This window comes from Paraburkholderia aspalathi, from assembly GCF_900116445.1.
GTDB lineage: Bacteria > Pseudomonadota > Gammaproteobacteria > Burkholderiales > Burkholderiaceae > Paraburkholderia > Paraburkholderia aspalathi.
Genome location: NZ_FPBH01000007.1, coordinates 248,802 through 268,641 on the forward strand (window position 1 = coordinate 248,802; position 19,840 = coordinate 268,641).

The following is a 19,840-nucleotide window of genomic DNA, read 5'->3' on the forward strand; positions in this document are numbered from 1 at the left end:
GCTATCGCCCAGTCATCGCCTCGTTATCGCCTCGTTATCGATTAATGAAACTCAGGAGCCCCTCAATGAAACTGTTCAAGACGATCGCGGCGCTGGCCGCATTGTGCGCATTCGGTGCGGCCGCACCGGCATGGTCGGAGACCAAGACCATTTACATCGGCATGAACGGCGGTCCGATGGAAAAGGCCTATACGAGCCAGGTCCTGCCCGACTTCGAGAAAGCCAACAACGTCAAAGTGGTCGTGGTGCCCGGCACCTCGTCGGACATTCTCGCCAAGCTGCTCGCCAACAAGGCCAATCCGCAAATCCACGTGGTGTTTCTCGACGACGGCGTGATGGCGCGCGCGGTCAGCATGGGCGTGTGCAAGAAGCTCGACGATTCGCCGGTGCTCAAGGAGCTCTACCCGTTCGCGCGCATGAAGGACGATATGGGTGCGGGCGTGCAACTCGGCATGACCGGCATTGCGTACAACAAGAAGCTGTTTGCTGAAAAAGGCTGGGCGCCGCCGACTTCGTGGATGGACTTTGCCGATCCGAAGTACAAAGGCAAGGTGGTGTTCCAGTCCGCTTCGAGCAGCACCTTCGGCCTGCACGGCTTTCTGGCGATCAATCGCTTGATGGGCGGCAGCGAGCAGAACGTCGAACCGGGCTTCACGAAATGGGCCACGACAGTTGGCCCGAACGTGGTGGAGTACGTGCCGAACTCAGCGAAGATTTCCGAAATGGTCCAGACGGGCGAAGCGGGCCTGTTCCCGTTGACGCCGACTGCCGTCAGCGATCTGCAGGACAAGGGCATTCCGGTTGGTTATGTGAGTCCGAAGGAAGGTCCGGTGTTGCTGCTCGTCGATCTGTGCGTGGTCAACAACAACCCGGACCCGCAATTGGCGCAGAAGCTCGCGCAGTTCCTGCTGTCCGCGCCGGCTCAGACCAAGGCCGCCGAGGCCGGCAAGCAGATTCCGACCAATCGTCTCGCGAAGATGACGCCGCCGATGCAGCAAAGCCTGGGTAACGTCGACGATATGGTGAAGAAGCTGACCGTGGTGGATTGGGACACGATCAATGCGCACCGCGCGCAGTGGGATACGCGCTGGAACAGGCAGATCGAGCGTTAATCAGAAGATCACCGAAATCGCCACGCCCAGCCAGATTGACAGCACGCCGATAAGGAACATGTGCCGCGCAACCCGGATGCGGACGTCGCTGTTTTCCGGTTCAACGGGGCTCGTCGCCATCCAAGGCACGAGCCCGAGGCAGCCGAAGCCGATCATCGCAAACACGAAGACGAAGACGTCGGACACGTGCCATTTCGTCTGGTCGTACAAGCCCCAGTAGCCGAGAAAGACGATGCCGATCGAGAAGATCGTCGCCGAAGCGGCACTGAGCGCGGGTACGGATCCGGTTGGACTCGGCATGCTTCACCTCCGAAACGTTAGGCTGCTGTTGCCGTCCCCGTCGCCCGCGTTCCCGTCACTCAGGATGTACGGGCCTGCCTTGCTTCATACGTCTTTAGATGACTATAGGCGATACGCAGCAACGATAGGCCGTGCTCGCCCTTCTGCGCATCGCCGCCGCGCGAGATCAGATCGCCAAGAATGTGGTCCGCCTCGGTATGCGAGTGATTTTCGACGTCGCGCAACATCGAAGCTGTTAGCGGCGAAGGTGTAAAGAGTGTTTGGGTAGCTCGAGCGTCGAAGTCCGGGCCCATCGTAAAGCCCGTGTGCTCCGCGACGCCACGGCACTCGCCGAGCAGGTTTTCGATGATGCGCTTGCCATCCGGCGCAGCCAGAATATCGCCGACCGAACCGCGCATCAAGCACGTACTCGCCGCGAGTGTGGCCAGGAACACCCACTTTTCCCACATGCGCAGCAAGATGTTGTCGCTGACCACGGCATCGAAATTCGCGCCGGCCATCGCGTCCGCAATCGCCTCTACGCGCTCGGACGTGCCGCCTTCCAGTTCACCGAAGGTGATCGCGTGCGTTTCGTTCAGATGCATGATGTGCTGGTCAGGGCTGAGCGTCGCCGCGATCACGCATTGACCGCCCAGTACGCGTGACGCACCGAACTTTTCCTTGAGCACGTCGATATGGCGCATGCCGTTGAGCATCGGCAGAATCAGCGTGGATTCGCCGACCAGCGGTGCGAATGAATCGATCGCGTCGTCGAGACTGTAGGCTTTGCAACTGAGCAGCACCAGGTCGAACGGCTCCGCGGCGACACCGGCGAGTATCGTCTTGACGTCGCGCAAGGCGAGATTGCCGCGCGCGCTGTTGATGATGAGGCCGTCACGCGCAAGCTTTTCCGCGCGGCCGGGACGCACGAGGAAGGTCACGTCCTGTCCGGCCGCTGCGAGACGTCCGCCGAAGTAGCCGCCCACGGCGCCCGCCCCTACTACTAGAATTCGCATCTTTTGCCTCTTGATAGATTTGGGTCACGCGCGCCGGGTCGGTATGCCAAGGCCTCGAAAACCGCCTGCGCAGCACGTCTGCAGAAATGTAGCAAAGATTGACGATATGCATCGGCCACAATGGCGGGCCGGTTTGCTGCATTGCACAGCGGCCCCGGTGTTTCCGCTTTATTTCTTATGTCAGATCAATTGCCACGCCGCCAGGCGTTTGCTCGCGCCGGGTTACGTGAAGAGCGGCACTTGAAGAGGCGACGCCCCTACCAAACGGCGGCAGCTTCGCAAGATCACCCTACAGCGTGCCGCAAATAGTGCGCTCGTAGAGCGCGAGCATCCCCGGCACATCCACGCCCAGGCACACCGTGCTGTCGGGCCGACTGTCCCAGTCCGGCGCGGGCACCGGCATCGTGGAAGGCTTCTGGATGGTTTGGCCCACGGCAATACCGTCCGTCAGCACCCGTACGGGACCACTGCGAGTCGTATAAAGATGCGGCGCCAGCACGTAAGTGACTGCCGACGAGTCGTGCACGTAAATGCCTTCAAGTTGCGCGCTTTGCTCATGAAAGGCTTCGTAGTGCCGCGACACGTCCCACACGAACTGCCCTGCTGCACCGCCGCGCTCGCGCAGCGACGCCAGATAATCCCGGCTCATGATGGTGCGCTGCGTAACGTCGAGCCCGACGATCACAACCGGCCACTGTGCGCCGAACACGATGTCAGCAGCATCGGGGTCGCCGAGGATGTTCGCTTCTGCCGCCGGCGTCACGTTGCCGAGCACGCCGTCCGTGCCGAACGCGCCGCCCATGATGACCACCTGTTTGACGAGAGGCGCGATCTGCGGATCGTCGGCCAGCGCCAATGCCAGGTTCGTGAGCGGGCCCACCGCGATCAACGTGACTTCGCCGGGATGAGCGCGCACCGTGTCGATAATGAAGCGGTATGCGGGGCGCGCGTCGAGCGCTGCTTCAGCATCGGTTTCGATCGCGATGTTGCCAAGCCCGTTGTCGCCGTGAATCCAGGCGAGCGGTTCGGGTGCCGCACGCTTGAGCGGTGCCGCGGCACCCTGCGCAACCGGCACGCCCGGCGCGAACCGCCCAGCCAGGAACCGCGCATTGCGCGTAGTGGTTTCGATCGTGGCGTTGCCGAATACGCTTGTCAGACCCAGCAATTCGATGTCCGGATGAAGCGCCTGAAAAACGAGCGCCATCGCATCGTCCACACCGGGATCGGTGTCGTAGATAACCTTGTGCTTACTCATAGATAAAACGCGTCCGGCAATTGTTCACGCGCAGTGGTGTCGCGGGTGGCGCCATGCAGATTGCCGAGCCGGATCGGCAATTCGGGGCCGCCCAGTTCGATGATCACCTGGCGGCACGCGCCACATGGAGCAATCGGTCCATCCGTATCGCCGATCACGGCGAGCGCGGCGAACTGGTCGCGCTGATAGCCCGCTGCGATCGCGCTGAAAAACGCCGTACGTTCAGCGCAATTGCACAATCCGTACGAGGCGTTCTCGACATTGCAGCCGTCGAATACGGTGCCGTCTTTGGTCAGGAGCGCAGCGCCGACCTTGAACTTCGAATAAGGCGCATAGGCCTTCTCTCGCGCGACACCCGCGCGTTCCAGCAGTTGTTCCATGTTCATGCAACGATCCTCAATTCGATTCAATTCAGCGTCAGGAACATGCCCGCAATCGTAGCGCTCATCAGGTTCGAGAGCGTCGCGGCGAGCACGACACGCAGGCCGTAGCGTGCGACTTCGGCGCGGCGTTCCGGCGCGACGGCGCTAAAGCCGCCCGTCAGCACCGCGATCGACGCAAAGTTCGCGAAGCCGCACAACGCAAACGACAGAATAGCAAGGGTTCGCGGGTCGAGGGCCTGCAGGCCGGCGGCGCTTACGCTTGCGGCATCTTTCAGATACGGCGACAGCGACGCATATGCGACGAATTCATTGAGAATGATCTTCTGCCCGAGGAAATTGCCGGCGATTGCGGCTTCGCTCCACGGCACACCAATCAGATACGCGAGCGGCGCGAATACCGTGCCGAGCACCGATTGCATCGACAGTTGCGGATGGCCGAACCAACCCCCTATGCCGCCCACAATGCCGTTGAGCAATGCGATCAGGCTGACGAACGCGATCAGCATCGCGCCTACCATCACGGCGATTTTCAGGCCCACGGTCGCGCCGGAACTCGCGGCTTCAATCACATTTGCGGGGCGTTTTTCATCGAAGCTGAGGTCCTCGAGATGTACACGGCTCGGCTCGGTGGTCGGGTGAATGATCTTGGCGAACAGCAAGCCGCCAGGCACCGCCATGAACGACGCGGCGAGCAAATATTCAACCCGCACGCCAAGGCCCGCATAACCCGCCAGCACCGAACCGGCAACCGCCGCCATGCCACTCGACATCACCGCGAACAGTTCGGCACCGGTCATATCGCGCGTGAACGGTTTGACCACCGCAGGCATTTCGCTTTGGCCAAGGAAGATCGTTGTAACGGCTGAGAAGGATTCGAGCTTCGATACGCCGAGCAGTTTCTGGAATATCGTGCCGAGCACGATCACGATCCAGCGCATCACGCCGAGGTAGTACAGCACGGAAATGAGCGCGGTCACGAAGATGATGGCCGGCAACACCCGCACGGCGAAAACGAAGCCGCCGTCGCCGAAGACCTGGAACATCTTCGCCTGCACGAGGCCGCCGAACAGGAACTCGATGCCCGCGTTGCCATAGCCGAGTACGTGATTGACGCCGGACGCAGCGGCAGCCAGGACCGTCTTACCAAATGGGACGAAGAGAATGAAAGCGCCGATACCAATCTGCGCAAGCAGCGCCGCAATTACAGTCCGTAAGCGGATGGCGCGCCGGTTGGTTGAAAAGATAAAAGCGATGAGTAGCAGTACGGCAATACCGAGGATGTTTCGAGCGATCAGTGCCATGTCTCTTGGTGTTCTTGTGAAAGTGGCAATGATGCTAAACGAAACTGATGCTGGAGAAAAAACTTTCAACATCGCGTAACGACTGTTTGCTGCACGGCACTGGGCGATTGATGCACGTTGCATCTAAACGGCATCAAAACGGCCACGGCGCGATCGCGGTTCGTGACACCGCCATCGCGACGCGCCGCAGCCACCGATCTCAAATCACTTCCAATGCCAGCGCAATCCCCTGCCCGCCGCCGATACACAACGTGACGATGCCGCGTTTCAGGCCGTCGCGGCGCATCGAATGAAGCAGGCGTGTCGTCAACACCGCACCGGTCGCACCGATCGGATGACCGTGCGCGATCGCGCCGCCCTGCACATTGATGAGTTCATCCGCGATGCCGAGTCTGCGCGCCACTGCGATCGGCACGGCAGCGAAGGCTTCATTGATCTCGAAGCGTTCAACGTCATTGAGTTGCCAACCCGCACGAGCCAGGGCCATTTGCACGGCCGGCACCGGACCGAGGCCGAACATACCCGGTTCGACGGCCGCGATGCCAAACGCCACTAGCCGCGCGAATGGCTCGATACCACGCGCCTCAGCGAACCCGCGTTCGGCGACCAGCATGGCTGCCGCGCCGCTGTTCAGGCCCGGCGCGTTGCCTGCGGTAATCGTGCCGTCCGGGCGGAATGCCGGACGCAGTTTGGCGAGCGTTTCAACCGTGGTATCCGGGCGCGGCTGTTCATCGCTCGTGAATTGCTGCGGACCTTTGCGCCCCGGAATTTCGACGGCGACCAGTTCAGCGTCGAAATCGCCGCGCGCCTGCGCTTCGGCAAAACGCTGTTGCGAACGCGCGGCCCAACGGTCCTGCGTTTCGCGCGTGAGGTCGAACTGCGCGACGAGGTCCTCGGTATGCCAGCCCGAATGCTCGCCGGAGAACGCGTCGTTCAGGCCGTCGCGCAGCAGGCTGTCATGGATTTGCGCGTTGCCCATCCGGTAGCCCCAGCGGCCGCCGTCGAGCAGATACGGTGCGCGGTCCATGTTTTCCATGCCGCCGGCCACGGCTGCATCGCCGAGACCAAGCCAGATTTCCTGGGCCGCGGATGCAATCGCCTGCGCGCCCGAGCCGCACACACGATTGACCGTCAACGCAGGCACGGCCACCGGCACGCCGCCGCCAATCGACGCCTGACGCGCCGGATTCATCCGGTTGCCCGCCTGAATCACGTTGCCCAGCACCACCGAGGCCAACGCGGCCGGATCGAGACCGCTGCGCCGCAGCGTTTCACGCACCGCGACCGCGCCGAGTTCGGTTGCGGGTACTTCTTTCAACGATCCGCCGAATGCGCCGATCGGCGTTCTCACCGGATTGCAGATCACTACTTCACGCGTACTCATCATTCATCTCCAGTTGGACTACAACTTTCACCGTCACATCCACGCGCATCAATTCGCCGATGCGGCCGTGACCGTTTCGGGGACATCCCAGCCGCCGCCGAGCGAGCGGTACAGCGCGACCGCTGCGAGCGCATGCTCGCGTTTGGCCTGATTCAACGATTCGGCATCGCGCAGATACGCCTCCTGCGCGGTGAGCACATCGAGGAAGTCTGTCGCGCCGCCCTTGTATAGCTCACTCGACAGACGCAGCGCGTGGTTCGAGGCATCCAGCGCGCCGCCCAGGCGTTGCACCTGCACCGCGCCGCTCACCAGGTCACTGCGGTTGTCTTCGATTTCCTTGAGCGCCTGCAGCATGGTTTGCTGCAGGCCGAGTTGCGACTCACGCATCCGGCTTTCGCTCGCATCGATATTCGCGGTGATGCGGCCAGCGTTGAAGATCGGACTCGTTGCGTTCAATGCCGCGCTGAAGAGGTTATCGGTCAGCGTCGGCAAGCCGAGGTACGACGAGGCCAGCAGACCATCGGCGAGATTGAGCCTGAACTGCGGATAGCGCTGCGCTTTGGACACACCCACTTCCGCCGCGCGCTGCTCGACCGTGGCGTAAGCATTGCGTACGTCCGGGCGCTGCAGCAGCGCTTCAGACGGCAGCATCTGCGGCACGCTTTGCGCGGGCACTGGAATGTCGCGTGCGTTGGCGAGCAGCAAGCCGTCGACGCTCTCCGGCGTGCGCCCCGAATACACTGCGATCAGGCTGAGTTGATGCTGCACGGCCGACTGGATGCGCGGGATCTGCGCCTGCAAGTCTTCCAACTGATTCTGTGCACGCGCGACGTCGAGTTGCGTCGACAATCCGTAATGCAAACGCTGCTGCGTAAGTTTCAGCGCACGGGCGCGGATCTGTTCGTTGTCGCTGAGAATCTGCAATTGCGATTGCGCCCAGCGCAGATCGATGTACGCCGCCGCTGTGTTCGCCGCGAGTGCCAGGCGCAGTTGATTCAGGGCGGCCTGCCGACCCGACACTTGCGCTTCGGCTGCGAGAACAGCGAGACGTTCGCCACCGAAAACGTCCGGCTGCCAGCTGGCCGTCACGCCGACGCCGGCCTGACGCACATAGCCCAGCGGTGGTGGCGTGTTCTGGCGAGAGTCCGATGCCGTCGCGCTAGCGTTCAACTCAGGCAGCAAGGCCGCGCGATTCTGCTTCGCGAGATCCTGCGCCTGCTTGACGCGTTCCACCGCGGCCTGCACGTCGAGATTGCCCGTCAGCACCGATTCCACCAGTTGATGCATGACAGGTTCGCCAAATTGCGCCCACCATGTATTGGCGTTGATGCTGTCTTGAGGAGCATCGACATTCCACGCGGTCGGGGCGACGGTCTGAACCGTATGCTGCAGGTCCGCGTGCGTTTCAGGCTGCACCGCGCATGCCGCCAGAGTCAGCAGTGCCGCGCTCGCGAGTACTTTCATAACGATTGGTTTCATGCTGAGTTCCTCAATGAGCATCGGGCGGTGGCGCGGTATTGCCAAACGGGCGCGAGAACAGCACGCTCAGCAAACCGACGACAAAACAGAGCGACAGCGCAAAGAACGTGTCGGAGAACGTGAGCACGAGCGCTTCGCGCATCAGCAGCCCATGCAACGCCCCGAGGCCCGCGTTGGCCGCATTCAGCGCATCGCCGCCGACTGCCGCGAAGTGCGCGCTTTGCTGCTGCAAGATCGACTCGATTACCGGACGGCCCGTGCTCAAATGTTCGTCGAGCCGCTCGTAGTGGAGATTCAAACGATCGTTGAGCATGGTGCTGCTCACGGCAATGCCAATCGCGCCGCCGAGATTGCGCATCAGATTGAAGAGACCGCTGGCGGATCGAAGCCTCGACATCGGCAATGAACCGAGGGCCATCGTGACGATGGGCGGAATGCAGAATTGCTGGCCAATGCCGCGCAACGCCTGCGGGATCAGCAATTCCTGCCAGCCCCACTGATTGGTCAGCGGCACATACAGATAACAGCCGACGCCGAACAGCACCAGGCCGAACACCAGCAACAGGCGCATATCGACAAAACGCGCGACTATCGAATACGCGACCATCGCGACCAGTTGAAAACATCCCACTGACAGCAACGCCACGCCGATCTGCAGCGAATCGAAGCCGCGCACACGTGACAGGAACACCGGTGTCAGGAACACCGCGCAGAAAATCCCGATCCCTGTGATGAAGGACAGCAGACTGCCAATGCCGAAGTTGCGGATCGCCAGCGCGCGCAAATCGACGATCGGCTCTTTTGCGGTGAACGCGTGCACGATGAACAGGAATCCGCAGATCGCCGCTACCCAGGTACACGTGAGGATCACGTCGTCGCCGAACCAGTTCTTGCGTGGCCCTTCTTCCAGGACGTATTCAAGGCAACCCAGAAAACCGGACATCAGCAGGATGCCGAGATAGTCGCCCTTTTTCAGCAGTGAGAGATCGACGTTGTCGAAGTGCACGTACTTCGGCACCAACAGCGTGACGGCGAGACCCGGCACGAGATTCAGATAGAACAGCCAGTGCCACGACCATTGCGATGTGATCCAGCCGCCAATCACCGGACCGACCGTCGGTGCGAGCGTGGCGAGCGCGCTGATGGTGGTGGACGCAATCAGGCGCTGCTTGCCGGGGAACAGCACGAATGCCGTCGTGAACACGGTCGGAATCATCGCGGCACCGAGCGCGCCCTGCAGACCGCGAAACAGGATCATCGAGTTGATGTCCCATGCCAGGCCGCACAACATACTGGTGACCGTAAAGCCCAGCGCGGAGAACGCGAACACCCAGCGCGTCGAGAACACACGCGTGAGCCAGCCGGACATCGGGATCACGAGAATCTCCGCGATCAGGTACGCGGTCTGCACCCACGAGAGCTCATCCTGGCTCGCGGACAAGCCGCCGCCGATATCCTTGAGCGAAGACGCCACGATCTGGATATCGAGTGTCGCCATGAAAAAACCGAGGCACATCAGCACGAACGCGAACACTTTGGTGCGTGTCGGCAGGTCGGCGGGATTGGCAAGGACCTGAGTCATGATCGTTTAACCGTGAGCAGCGTCGAGATGCACTTTCACCGTCGCCGACAGGCCTGGGCGTAGCACGCCCTCCATGTCCTTCGGCACCTCGAGACGCACGCGTACCGGCACACGCTGCACGATTTTCGTAAAGTTGCCGGTCGCGTTTTCCGCCGGCAGCACGCTGAAGGTCGCGCCGGTCGCGGGTGCGAGACTCTCAACCACGCCGTGAATCCGTTTGCTCGATGCATCGAGATCGACGTCGACACCGTCGCCAACGTGCATCTTCTTCAACTGATCTTCCTTGAAGTTGGCGTCGATCCACAGTCCGCTCGACGGCACCACGGTCAGCAGGGACACGCCAACGTTCGCCAGCAAGCCGACGCGCGCGGTGCGATTACCGACGTAGCCGTCGATCGGCGAACGGATCGTGGTGTACTCCACATTCAATGCCGCGACCCGTTGCGCCGCCTGCGCGGTGGCGATGCGCGCCTGTGCGTCGCCGATCTGCGCGTCGAGCACGGCGATCTGCCGTTGCGCCGCGATCAGGGCTGCGCTGCTGCGGTCGACCGCGGCATGCGCCTTGGTCAGATCGGCATCCGCGCGCTCCACGACCTGGTTCGATACCGCATCGTCCTTCACGAGTTCACGATAGCGCGCCTGATCGGCGGTGCTGCGCGTCAGCTCGGCGCCCGAGGCGCGAACTTCGGCGGCCTGCTCGTTGATGGTGGCAAGCTGCAGGGACTTCTTCGCCTGCAACTCGGTAACAGCCGCCTGTGCACTCTCCACTTCCGCACTGGCTTGCGCGAGACGAGCGTCGTAATCGCGTGCATCGAGCCGGATCAGCACCTGATTCGCATGGACGAACTGGTTGTCCCGCACCAGCACGTCCGTCACGAAACCGTTCACTTTCGGCGACATCACGGTCACATCACCGCCGACGTACGCGTCGTCGGTCGTTTCGACAAAACGGCCGACGAAGAACCAGTACGACGCCGCAAGCGCCAGCACCGCGAGCACAGTGATGACCGCGAGCAGCATCCACGGAATGCGCCGTGCCGGTTTGGCGGCGTTCGCCGCGCTGGGCGGAGCAATAGTCGAGGGTGTAGTGGACATGATGTCTGTATGTGTGTATGCACTCGTTAAGCTTGGAAAAAAGCGCGTTGTGCTGCGCCGGCTTGACCCGCTTCACGCGGGGCAGATTCAAACGGGGTCTTTTGTAATGGCGAACAACTCAGTACGCAGTGCCGCCGCGCGCTGCTCGCCGAAGCGATCTTCGAATTCGGCTTGCGCCGCATACCAATGCTTGCGCCCGGCTTGCAAACGTTCCTCGCCGGCCGCCGTCAGTGCGATCGACAACGCCCGCGCATCCGCCCCAAGCGTCTCGCTCGACACCAGCCCGTTGCGCCGCAGCGGCTGGATCGTGCGAACCAGCGTGGTGCGCTGCATGCGCATGGCTTCGGTCAGTTGCTTCATGGTCATCGGACCCACGCGCTTTAAGCGCCCCATCAGCGAAAACTGCGTGATGGTGAGGCCGACGTTCTCCAGGTGACGATCGTAAATCTGCGACACATAGCGTGCGGCCTGGCGGATCGCAAAGCAGTCGTCGTCGAAAAGCCCGTCCATCGCTACGCTTCCTTTCGTGAGTGCGTATGCACATAATCAGGCGTAAAAAAGCTCGTCGAAACGAGCTCATACGCTTTGTTTATCCGGTGATGCCGAAGAGCTCGGAGCGCAGCGCCTTGGCACGTGCGTGGCCGAATTTTTCCTCGAATTCGTCCTGTGCGGCACGCCATGCGATTGCCGCCTGATCGAAGGTTGTTTCGCCCTTCTCCGTGAGACTGAACAGAAACGTGCGGCCGTCATGCTCCGCCGATTCGGCAACCACCAGTCCGTCACGCTGCAACGGTTTCATGGCGCGGACCAACGTGGTGCGCTCCATGACCATGGCGTCTGCGAGGTCCAGCATCGGCAGGTTCGGTGTGCGCGCGAGCTTGGCGAGAATCGTGAACTGCGCAGCCGTCAGCCCTACCTCGCCAAGATGGCGCTCGTAGATTTGCGTGACGTGCCGGGCCGCCTGGCGCAGCGCGAAACAGTTGCATTCGTCGTAAGAGAGAGGACGGGTCATGTTGCGGAGTGTATATGTGCATACGCACTATGTCAAGGCCACTTTCGCTCAGACAGTACCTCGGAGGGTTCGACAGGCCGGTTTGCGGTCCGGGGGCGTTCGTGGAGTAAGGGAGTGCTAAAGCAACCGATATGCCAACCGCGACGCCGCCCTCGCCGTGCGCTTGTCCTGATCGAGCGACGGGTTGTACTCCGCAATATCCGCCGCGCGCAGCTTGCCCGATGCCCGCACGCGCTGCACCATCGCTTCGACGACCGACAAGGGCACGCCCAACGCGGCAGGCGCCGATACGCCCGGCGCGGTAGCGGCCGGGAGCACGTCGAGATCGATAGTCAGGTAAACGTCGTCCGCCGAATCCAGCAATTGCTGAAGGTCGTCCAGACGCTGCGGCAATTGCGGTTCCTGCATATCGACGTCGAGCACGTAGCGCACGGCGAGTTCCTCCGCATGCGCGAACAGCGAAGCGGTGTTGCCCAGATCGCTGATGCCGAAGCAGGCGTAGTTGAACGGCACACCCCGCTCGGTGCAGTCGTTCGCAATCTGATCGAATGGCGTGCCTGAATTAGCCGGCCGCTTCTGACGCAGATCGAAGTGGGCGTCGAAGTTAATGATGAGTAGTTTGCGGGTTGTGGCGGCCACGGCCTCAGCTCGAGCCCCATCCACGCGATCCTGATGCAAGCGCAAACCGCTATACGTCCCCCACGCAACCTCGTGACCGCCGCCGAACACCAACGGCCGGCCGCCGCTCGCGAGCACGTCGCTCACCAGGTTCGCGAGTTCCGCTTGCGCGCCTTCGAGATCGCCGTCATCGCACACCACATCGCCCGCATCGGCGAGCGTCGTCATCGACGTCTTCGCCGGCAGACCGGCCAGCACACGGCGCAACTCCTTCGGCGCATGCGCCGCGCCAACGCGTCCCTGATTGCGCCGCACGCCTTCGTCAGAACCAAAGCCGACGATCACCGTCGCATCGCTTTCACCGAATGGCGCGGCGCGTAAACCATCCTCATGCCGCCGCGCACCACCAAACGGCACCACCTGATTGAAAATACGCCGGGTGTCGCCAGGCTCACCCTCATCGGAACGGCCGCTCCACACCTTGTCGTCGAACAGAACTCTCATGCGCGCGACAACACCGCCTGCAGGAAAGCCCGCGTGCGCGGCTGCGACGGCGCCGAGAAAATCTCAGCCGGCGGCCCCGCCTCGACAATCACGCCACCGTCCATCACCACCACCACGTCGGCGACTTCCTTCGCGAAACCCATTTCGTGCGTGACGACCACCATCGTCATGCCTTCGCTCGCGAGCAGCTTCATCACTTGCAGCACTTCGCCGACCAGCTCAGGATCGAGCGCGGAAGTCGGCTCGTCGAACAACATCACGCGCGGTTGCATCGCCAACGCGCGAGCAATGGCAACGCGCTGCTTCTGCCCACCCGACAGGCTCGCCGGCATCACATGCGCCTTGTGAGCCAGACCGACTTTTTCCAGCAACGCGGTTGCAGCCGCTTCGGCTTCGGCCTTGCTGGCGCCACGCAACATCCGCGGACCGACCGTGATGTTATGCAGCACGGACAGATGCGGAAACAGATTGAACGACTGAAACACCATGCCCACTTCGGTACGCAGCGCATTCAGCGAGCGTTCCTTGAGCATCTCACCATGATCGACCAGCCGATGCCCGCAGATATCGATCGTGCCGCCTTCGGCCTGTTCAAGCCCGTTGCAGCAACGCAGGAACGTACTCTTGCCCGAGCCGCTCGGCCCGATCACGACCACCACCTGCTGCGGTTGAATGTCGAAGTCGATGCCGTTGAGCACGGTATGCGAACCGAACGATTTGGTCAGCCCACGAATGCTGACGATAGGTTCATCTACTTTTGCGGTGTTCATTGCACCATCCCTCCTGCACGCAAGCGGCGCTCCACACGATGCAGCGCGTAGTTCGTCACCTGCGTCAACACCAGATACACCAGCGCGATGGCCAGATACACTTCGAGCGAACGGTACGACACGCTGATGATCTTCTGGCCTTCATGCATCAGATCGTCGATCGTCAGCAGCGACACCAGCGCCGAATTCTTGATCAACGCGATGAACTCATTGCCGAGCGACGGGATCATCCGCACGATCGCCTGCGGCAGAATGATTGCGCGCATGGCCTGCCCCGACGACATGCCGATCGAGCGTGCCGCTTCCATTTGCCCGCGATCCACCGACTGAATCGCACCGCGCACGATCTCCGACACATAAGCCGCCGAATACAGGCCAAGCCCAAGCATCCCGCACACGAAAGCCGGCAACAGAATGCCGAATTGCGGCAAGCCGAAGAACAGCAGGAAAAGTTGCACGAGCAACGGCGTGCCGCGGAAAAACGTGAGGTAGGCCGTACAGAAGGCGTAGACAATGCGCCGCTTCGGCGTGAGCCGGCCAATACCGATCAGCAGGCCCAGCACACAGCTCAGCGCGAGCGCGGCGGCGGTCACTTCGACCGTCACCAGCGCGCCGTGCATGATGTCCGGCCAGCCGGCAATCACCGGCGAAAAATCGAGTTCCATTGTGTCTGCTCAGCCGGTTATTGCGCCGTGGCGCCGAACCACTTCTTGACGATCGCCGCGTAAGTGCCGTCCGCCTTGATCTTCGCCAGCGCCGTGTTGAATGCCGCCTTCAGTTGCGGCTCGTCCTTGCGCACGGCGATACCGTATGCTTCGGTCGTCAGCGGCTTCTCGAGCACGCGGAAACCGCCGCGCGTCTTCACCAGCTGATAGGCGGCCGGCTTGCCGGTCACGGCTGCGTCAGCACGGCCAATACCCACCAGGTCGAACATTTCCTGATTCTTCTCGACTTCGACACGGTTGATTTGCGGGAAGTTGTCACGCAGGAAGTTGACTGACTTCGTGCCCACCTGGACCGAGACTTTCTTGCCGTTCAGGTCGGTCACCGACTTGATCGGCGAATCGCTTTTCACCAGCGCGACGAGGCCGCCCGCGTAGTACGAATCGGTGAAGTCGACCACTTTCGCGCGTTCATCGGTGATGTAGATAGCGGAGATCGCCGCGTCGAAACGATGTGCGATCAAGCCCGGAATCAGGCCTTTGAAGTCGATATCCGTCCATTGCACACGCTTGCCCATGGCTTTCGCGAGCGCATTCATCATGTCGACGTCGAAGCCGGTGCGCGCGCCGTTGTCGGTGTACTCCATCGGCGGGAAGGTCGCATCCGTGGCGACGTTCAGCACGTCCGGCGTCTGTGCGGACGCTGCACCGGAAAACCCGGCGAACGTCACCGCAAACGTAACGCATGCGAGGGACAACAGTCGATTCAGTTTCATGGGAGGGCTCCTTGTGGTTCGTTCGGTTAGTTCAGTTCGTTCGGTATCCAGATCGAATACGGCCGCGAGCGGCCCTGCCCGATCAATCGGTTTGCATATGCTCGGAAATAGCGCGGGCCGTACGTAGCGTCCCGTCGATGAATTGGCTTTCGCGGCCGATGGCGCGCGTGGACGGCGCCATCAGCGTGATCGACGCGCTGCTTCCGGCGCCGCGTCCGCTGCGATGAAATATCGGGGCGCTCACGCCCCACACGCCCGGATCGACTTCGCTGTCGCTGACGGCGTAGCCCTGAGCGCGAATCTGTTCGAGTTCGGTTTCGATCGCGGCGCGGCCGGCAGGGTCGTTTTCGAACAGGTTGTCGAGTACTTCGGTGCGTGCCTTGTCGGCCATGAACGCCAGCAGGGATTTCGCCGAAGCGCCGGCTTTCAGCGGCACGGCGCGGCCTTTCTCGAACGAGCAGCGCAACGAGTGCTGGCTGTCGACCATTTCCAGGCACATCACCTGATGCTTGACGGCGACCACCAGCCCGATGCTTTCCTGCGAAGCGCGCGCCAGTTGCTGCATCTCGGTGCGGCTCGCTTCGACGAGCAGCGAATTCACATCGAAACCAAGCGCGAGTTGCAGGCTGATCGGACCCGGCGCGTAATGCCCCGCGTTTTCAGCGACGAAACCCCAGCGCTTGAGCAACGCGATTTGCCGGTACAGCGTGCTTTGCGCGAGACCGGTGACAGCGAGCAGATCCTTGACCGACATGGCCTTGCCATGACTGGCGAGTGCGGCCAGCACCAGCAGCACCCGTTCAGCTCCTGTCATACCCTGTTCCGCGTTCACGATGAAAACTACCCATAATGAATAACGGAATCAGAATGCCAGAACATTCTCGGATTTCAAAAATTGGATTCCCGCTGAATGGGAATGAAGAGAGAGGGTTTTCCCCGAAAGCGGGATAAAAGAGCGTGCCGCAGCGGACGTGCGGCACGTATGGCGGATTCGTTCAACCAGAAAGTGGCTTGCTGAAGGGGTAAAACGAGTAAAAGCAGCCGCTTAGAGCGCGAGCACCGTCACGCCCACTTCCACCCGATGCGCCCCGCCCCCTAGGATCATGCCGCGCAGCAAGGACACGTCGCTGTAATCGCGGCCGATCGCGAGCGTCACATGATCCATATCGGCGAGCACGTCGTTGGTGGGATCAAGATCGATCCAGCCACTCTCCGGGCAATACACGGACACCCACGCATGCGAAGCATCCGCACCGATCAAGCGCGGCTGCCCAGGCGGCGGATCGTTGCGCAGATAACCGCTCACGTAGCGCGCCGGCAAACCTAGCGAGCGCAAACAGCCGATCATCACCTGCGCGAAGTCCTGGCATACCCCGCTCTTCAATTCGAAGGCGCGCTCGGCAGGCGTGTCGAACATCGTCGCCGAAGGTTTGTACGCGAAGTCCTTGTGAATCCGGTGCATCAGATCGATCGCCCCCGCCACGATCGGCATGCCGGGCGGAAAACTCGGCAGGGCATAAGCGCGCAACGACGGCCGCGGCACGATGTTCGGCGATGCAAAGCAGAACTCCACCTCAGGCCGGAACTCGCCGCCCACCCAAAACCGCAACTCGTCCGCGACGCACTCCCATTCCGGCGTTTCCTCGGGGTCGAGGTCGGTCCAGCGCGGCATGAGCGCCACCGTGGTTTCGCTGACGAGTTGCAAGCGCTCGTGCGGGGCGTCCAGCGCGAAGTACAGGACGTCGTTGCCGAATGCGTCCATCCGGCTGGTTTGATACGACGGTTCCGGTTCGATCTTTTCGCTGTGCGAGACCACGCGCTGCCACGCACAGGCGATCGGCCGGATCGTCGCGAGATGCTGGGCGGTCTCCACATACGTGGAGTAGTGGTAGGTCGTGCGATGGGAGACGGACAAGACTGTCGGCGCGTTCTTCATGACCACACCTGCGAAGCCACCGTACTGGCATGACTGAAATAGCGCGCGCTGATCTCATGCGCCGCCGCGCCGACGTAGCCGCCAATCTGATCGCACACCGCAATCAGGTCGGCGTATGAATCGTTTTCGTCGATGGCGCACACCGATTCGAGCGCCGGCAAGGAAGCGGCGGGCGGCATCAATTCCGCAAACGGACGATGCCGCATGCTGCCCGCCGCCACGGCGATCTCATCGAGCTTCTTGCGCAGGCGCTCATAGACGCCATAGACGCCGCGCGGATTCGTGGGCTCGATCACCAGCAGATCGAGCAAGGCGGGCACTTCGAAACGGCCCGGATACAGCGAGCGATAGGTCAGCGTGCTGTCGAACAATTGCAGCAACAGATCGAATCCGGCTGGCGTAGAGAGTTGGCCCTTATCGGCGACCACCCGCAAAAACGACGTCATCGCCGACACGCGTTCGATGTGCCGCCCCACGAATAGCAGACGCCACGCTTCGTCGCGTGTCATGCGGTCGCCTTGCGCGCCGCTGATCGCCGATAGCTGCACCGACAAACGTTCAAGCGCGTTCATCAGCGTCACGCGGTCATAACGATCGTAGCGTTCGCTGCGCTCAGCGCGACCGTTACCATTCGCGCCGCCCGGCGCTGAACCACTACCGCCGCCATTGCCGTTGCCATTGCCCACCGCAGCCGGCATCAAGGTCTGCAATGCATCGCGGAAATCGTTGCGCGCCGCGAGAATCGTGCGCCAGTGGTCGTTCGATAAACGCCCACGCACCTCGCCGTTCGAACGTGCTTGCCATGCGAGGTTCTGGCCAATGCTAGTGGGGCCGGTGCTCTCGCTCAGATTCGCGACCAACGCGCGTTCGAACACTTGCGGCGAGTTCGGCGCAAACATGTCGCCGGATTGCACGAGACCGCAATGCGTGGCGAGCTCGACCAGCGTGGGGAACATCGCGTCGGCGTCGTTGCCTTCCAGCGAACCAAGAATCAGGCGCAACAGCCGCACGTTGTTTTCGGCACGTTCGCCATAGCGTCCGGCCCAGAACAGGTTTTCCGCCGCCCGGCTCGACACGGTGCGATGCTTGCGCGCGAGGTCGGCGGGTTGCATCGGCGAAGGCAGCAGCGTGAAGGTCGACGTCGGCTGGCTCGACAGCACCCACGTGTCGACGCTACTGCCGCCGTACTGCATCGACACCGTCGCCTGGCGCTCGGCGGCCATCCGCGTGAAGCCGCCTGGCATCACGTGCCAACCACCGTTGACGTCGGCAATCGCATAGACACGCAGGACCGACGGGCGGCGGCCAATGGTGCCGTCTTCGTAACGCGGCGTGCAGGAAAAGCGCTGTGCCTGCTGGATCGTATAGGTGTCCGGCATCGCTTCGATGCGCTCGCGCCATGTCGACAGCCGTTGCCTGCCCTGCTCGATTCCCGGTGGCGCATCGCGTGCCGCGACGGGCCACGTCGGTACGATGAACGCTTCCTCCAGACGCCCAAATGCGTGGACGCGGGCCGCCTTTTCGCCGCACCACCAGGTGGCCACGCTCGGCAGCACAAGGTCTTCGTCGAGTAAAACTTCGGCGATGCCCGGCAGAAAACCATGCAAGGCAGGCGATTCGACAAAGCCCGAACCCGGCACGTTCGACACGATCACATTGCCCGCGCGCATCACCTGCAACAGGCCCGGCACGCCGATGCTCGAATCCGCGCGCAGTTCGACCGGATCGCAGAACGCATCGTCCAGACGGCGCAGCACGACGTGCACGCGCTCGAGACCGGCGAGCGTCTTCAGATACAGCATGTCGTCACGCACGGTCAGGTCTTTGCCTTCGACCAGCGTCACGCCGAGATAGCGCGCGAGAAACACGTGCTCGAAGTAGGTTTCGCTAAACGGACCAGGCGTGAGCAGCGCGATATGGGGCAAACCATCGGCGCCCGAACTGTCGGGCGACATGGTGGCCTGGGCGGCCTGCGCGAGCGTCGCGATCAGTTGTGAATACGTCGGCGCGAGGCGGCTCACGCGCATCGCACGGAACGGTTCGGCAAATAGCGTCGACACGATCAGCCGGTTTTCCAGCGCGTAACCCAGGCCGGATGGCGCCTCGGTGCGATGCGCCATGACGGTCCAATTGCCGGCGGGCGTACGCGCCAGATCGACGGCGACCACCTGCAGATACTGGCCGCCAGGCGGCGTGAAGCCCTTCACGGAACGCAGATAACCCGGATGCCCGAACACCAGCGCAGGCGGCAACTGCCCACGCTCGAGCAAGGTCTGCGGCCCATAAATATCGGCGACGATGGCATTGAGCAGATGCGCGCGCTGCGTCACGCCACGCTCGATATGCGCCCACTCGGCCTCGCTAATCAGGAACGGCAGCAGGTCGAGCGCCCACGGCCGCGGCTCGCCGTTATCCGCGTAGACGTTGTAGCTGATGTCGTTGTCGCGGATCTGCTGCGCGACCGAGGCGCGGTGATCTTCCAATCGCGCGATGCCGTCTTCGCCGAGCCGCTCGAAGAATTGCCGCCACGGCTCGCGCAACACGCCCGAGGCATCGCGTAACTCGTCCCAATGTCCTTCGTAGGCCGGCAACAGCCGTAATAAGGACGAAGCGTCCGCGCGTGCCGCGGACGTTTCGAAAGGAAAAGTCGATTGAAAGGCCAAGGTCGTGTCGTTC

19 protein-coding genes are annotated in these 19,840 nt (G+C 62.1%); 1 reads left to right on the forward strand and 18 read right to left on the reverse strand.

Annotation, left to right across the window (positions count from 1 at the left end; all coding sequences use genetic code 11):
• The first annotated feature begins 65 nt into the window (after nucleotides 1-65).
• Complete coding sequence (locus BM438_RS14220) at nucleotides 66-1,112, forward strand: ABC transporter substrate-binding protein (protein ID WP_093634861.1); 1,047 nt, start codon at nucleotides 66-68, stop codon at nucleotides 1,110-1,112.
• Here the strand turns inward: BM438_RS14220 and BM438_RS14225 are convergent, their stop codons facing one another.
• The 18 genes from BM438_RS14225 to BM438_RS14310 form a co-directional block, all read right to left on the reverse strand.
• A complete protein-coding gene (locus BM438_RS14225; protein WP_093634862.1) occupies nucleotides 1,113-1,412 on the reverse strand; it encodes a hypothetical protein in 300 nt (99 codons plus the stop codon).
• A 59-nt stretch (nucleotides 1,413-1,471) separates the two neighbouring features.
• Nucleotides 1,472-2,407: a 2-dehydropantoate 2-reductase gene (gene panE, locus BM438_RS14230; RefSeq protein ID WP_093634863.1), complete on the reverse strand. Its 936-nt coding sequence runs from the start codon at nucleotides 2,405-2,407 to the stop codon at nucleotides 1,472-1,474.
• A 289-nt stretch (nucleotides 2,408-2,696) separates the two neighbouring features.
• The gene (locus BM438_RS14235) at nucleotides 2,697-3,662 is read right to left on the reverse strand and encodes a nucleoside hydrolase (protein WP_093634864.1); all 966 of its coding nucleotides are present in this window, start codon (nucleotides 3,660-3,662) and stop codon (nucleotides 2,697-2,699) included.
• Entirely contained in the window at nucleotides 3,659-4,048 is a 390-nt protein-coding gene (locus BM438_RS14240) for a cytidine deaminase (protein ID WP_054040364.1), read from the reverse strand. The genes BM438_RS14235 and BM438_RS14240 overlap by 4 nt, the downstream gene beginning before the upstream one ends.
• A gap of 20 nt (nucleotides 4,049-4,068) precedes the next feature.
• Nucleotides 4,069-5,346: a NupC/NupG family nucleoside CNT transporter gene (locus BM438_RS14245; RefSeq protein ID WP_093634865.1), complete on the reverse strand. Its 1,278-nt coding sequence runs from the start codon at nucleotides 5,344-5,346 to the stop codon at nucleotides 4,069-4,071.
• Nucleotides 5,347-5,545: 199 nt separating this feature from the next.
• Complete coding sequence (locus BM438_RS14250; RefSeq protein ID WP_093634866.1) at nucleotides 5,546-6,730, reverse strand: thiolase family protein; 1,185 nt, start codon at nucleotides 6,728-6,730, stop codon at nucleotides 5,546-5,548.
• A gap of 48 nt (nucleotides 6,731-6,778) precedes the next feature.
• Complete coding sequence (locus BM438_RS14255) at nucleotides 6,779-8,209, reverse strand: efflux transporter outer membrane subunit (protein ID WP_093634929.1); 1,431 nt, start codon at nucleotides 8,207-8,209, stop codon at nucleotides 6,779-6,781.
• Between the two features lie 10 nt (nucleotides 8,210-8,219).
• Complete coding sequence (locus tag BM438_RS14260) at nucleotides 8,220-9,791, reverse strand: DHA2 family efflux MFS transporter permease subunit (protein ID WP_093634867.1); 1,572 nt, start codon at nucleotides 9,789-9,791, stop codon at nucleotides 8,220-8,222.
• 6 nt (nucleotides 9,792-9,797) lie between these two features.
• A complete protein-coding gene (locus BM438_RS14265; protein WP_200619282.1) occupies nucleotides 9,798-10,886 on the reverse strand; it encodes an HlyD family secretion protein in 1,089 nt (362 codons plus the stop codon).
• Between the two features lie 87 nt (nucleotides 10,887-10,973).
• Nucleotides 10,974-11,396, reverse strand: a complete 423-nt coding sequence (locus BM438_RS14270; RefSeq protein ID WP_093634869.1) for a MarR family winged helix-turn-helix transcriptional regulator — start codon at nucleotides 11,394-11,396, stop codon at nucleotides 10,974-10,976.
• 79 nt (nucleotides 11,397-11,475) lie between these two features.
• Nucleotides 11,476-11,898, reverse strand: coding sequence for a MarR family winged helix-turn-helix transcriptional regulator (locus BM438_RS14275; RefSeq protein WP_093634870.1), 423 nt, complete (start codon nucleotides 11,896-11,898; stop codon nucleotides 11,476-11,478).
• Nucleotides 11,899-12,015: 117 nt separating this feature from the next.
• Nucleotides 12,016-13,020: a formimidoylglutamase gene (gene hutG / locus BM438_RS14280; RefSeq protein ID WP_093634871.1), complete on the reverse strand. Its 1,005-nt coding sequence runs from the start codon at nucleotides 13,018-13,020 to the stop codon at nucleotides 12,016-12,018.
• Nucleotides 13,017-13,790 carry an amino acid ABC transporter ATP-binding protein gene (locus BM438_RS14285; RefSeq protein WP_093634872.1) on the reverse strand — a complete coding sequence of 258 codons (774 nt, stop codon included), beginning with the start codon at nucleotides 13,788-13,790 and terminating at the stop codon, nucleotides 13,017-13,019. Before BM438_RS14285 ends, hutG begins: the two co-directional genes overlap by 4 nt.
• On the reverse strand, nucleotides 13,787-14,455 hold the full coding sequence (locus BM438_RS14290; protein WP_093634873.1) for an amino acid ABC transporter permease: 669 nt from the start codon (nucleotides 14,453-14,455) through the stop codon (nucleotides 13,787-13,789). The genes BM438_RS14285 and BM438_RS14290 overlap by 4 nt, the downstream gene beginning before the upstream one ends.
• A gap of 17 nt (nucleotides 14,456-14,472) precedes the next feature.
• Complete coding sequence (locus tag BM438_RS14295) at nucleotides 14,473-15,228, reverse strand: transporter substrate-binding domain-containing protein (RefSeq protein WP_093634874.1); 756 nt, start codon at nucleotides 15,226-15,228, stop codon at nucleotides 14,473-14,475.
• Between the two features lie 82 nt (nucleotides 15,229-15,310).
• Nucleotides 15,311-16,042 carry an IclR family transcriptional regulator gene (locus tag BM438_RS14300; RefSeq protein WP_093634875.1) on the reverse strand — a complete coding sequence of 244 codons (732 nt, stop codon included), beginning with the start codon at nucleotides 16,040-16,042 and terminating at the stop codon, nucleotides 15,311-15,313.
• 231 nt (nucleotides 16,043-16,273) lie between these two features.
• Nucleotides 16,274-17,164: a transglutaminase family protein gene (locus BM438_RS14305; protein ID WP_093634876.1), complete on the reverse strand. Its 891-nt coding sequence runs from the start codon at nucleotides 17,162-17,164 to the stop codon at nucleotides 16,274-16,276.
• A complete protein-coding gene (locus BM438_RS14310; protein ID WP_093634877.1) occupies nucleotides 17,161-19,827 on the reverse strand; it encodes a circularly permuted type 2 ATP-grasp protein in 2,667 nt (888 codons plus the stop codon). The genes BM438_RS14305 and BM438_RS14310 overlap by 4 nt, the downstream gene beginning before the upstream one ends.
• Between the last annotated feature and the right edge of the window lie 13 nt (nucleotides 19,828-19,840).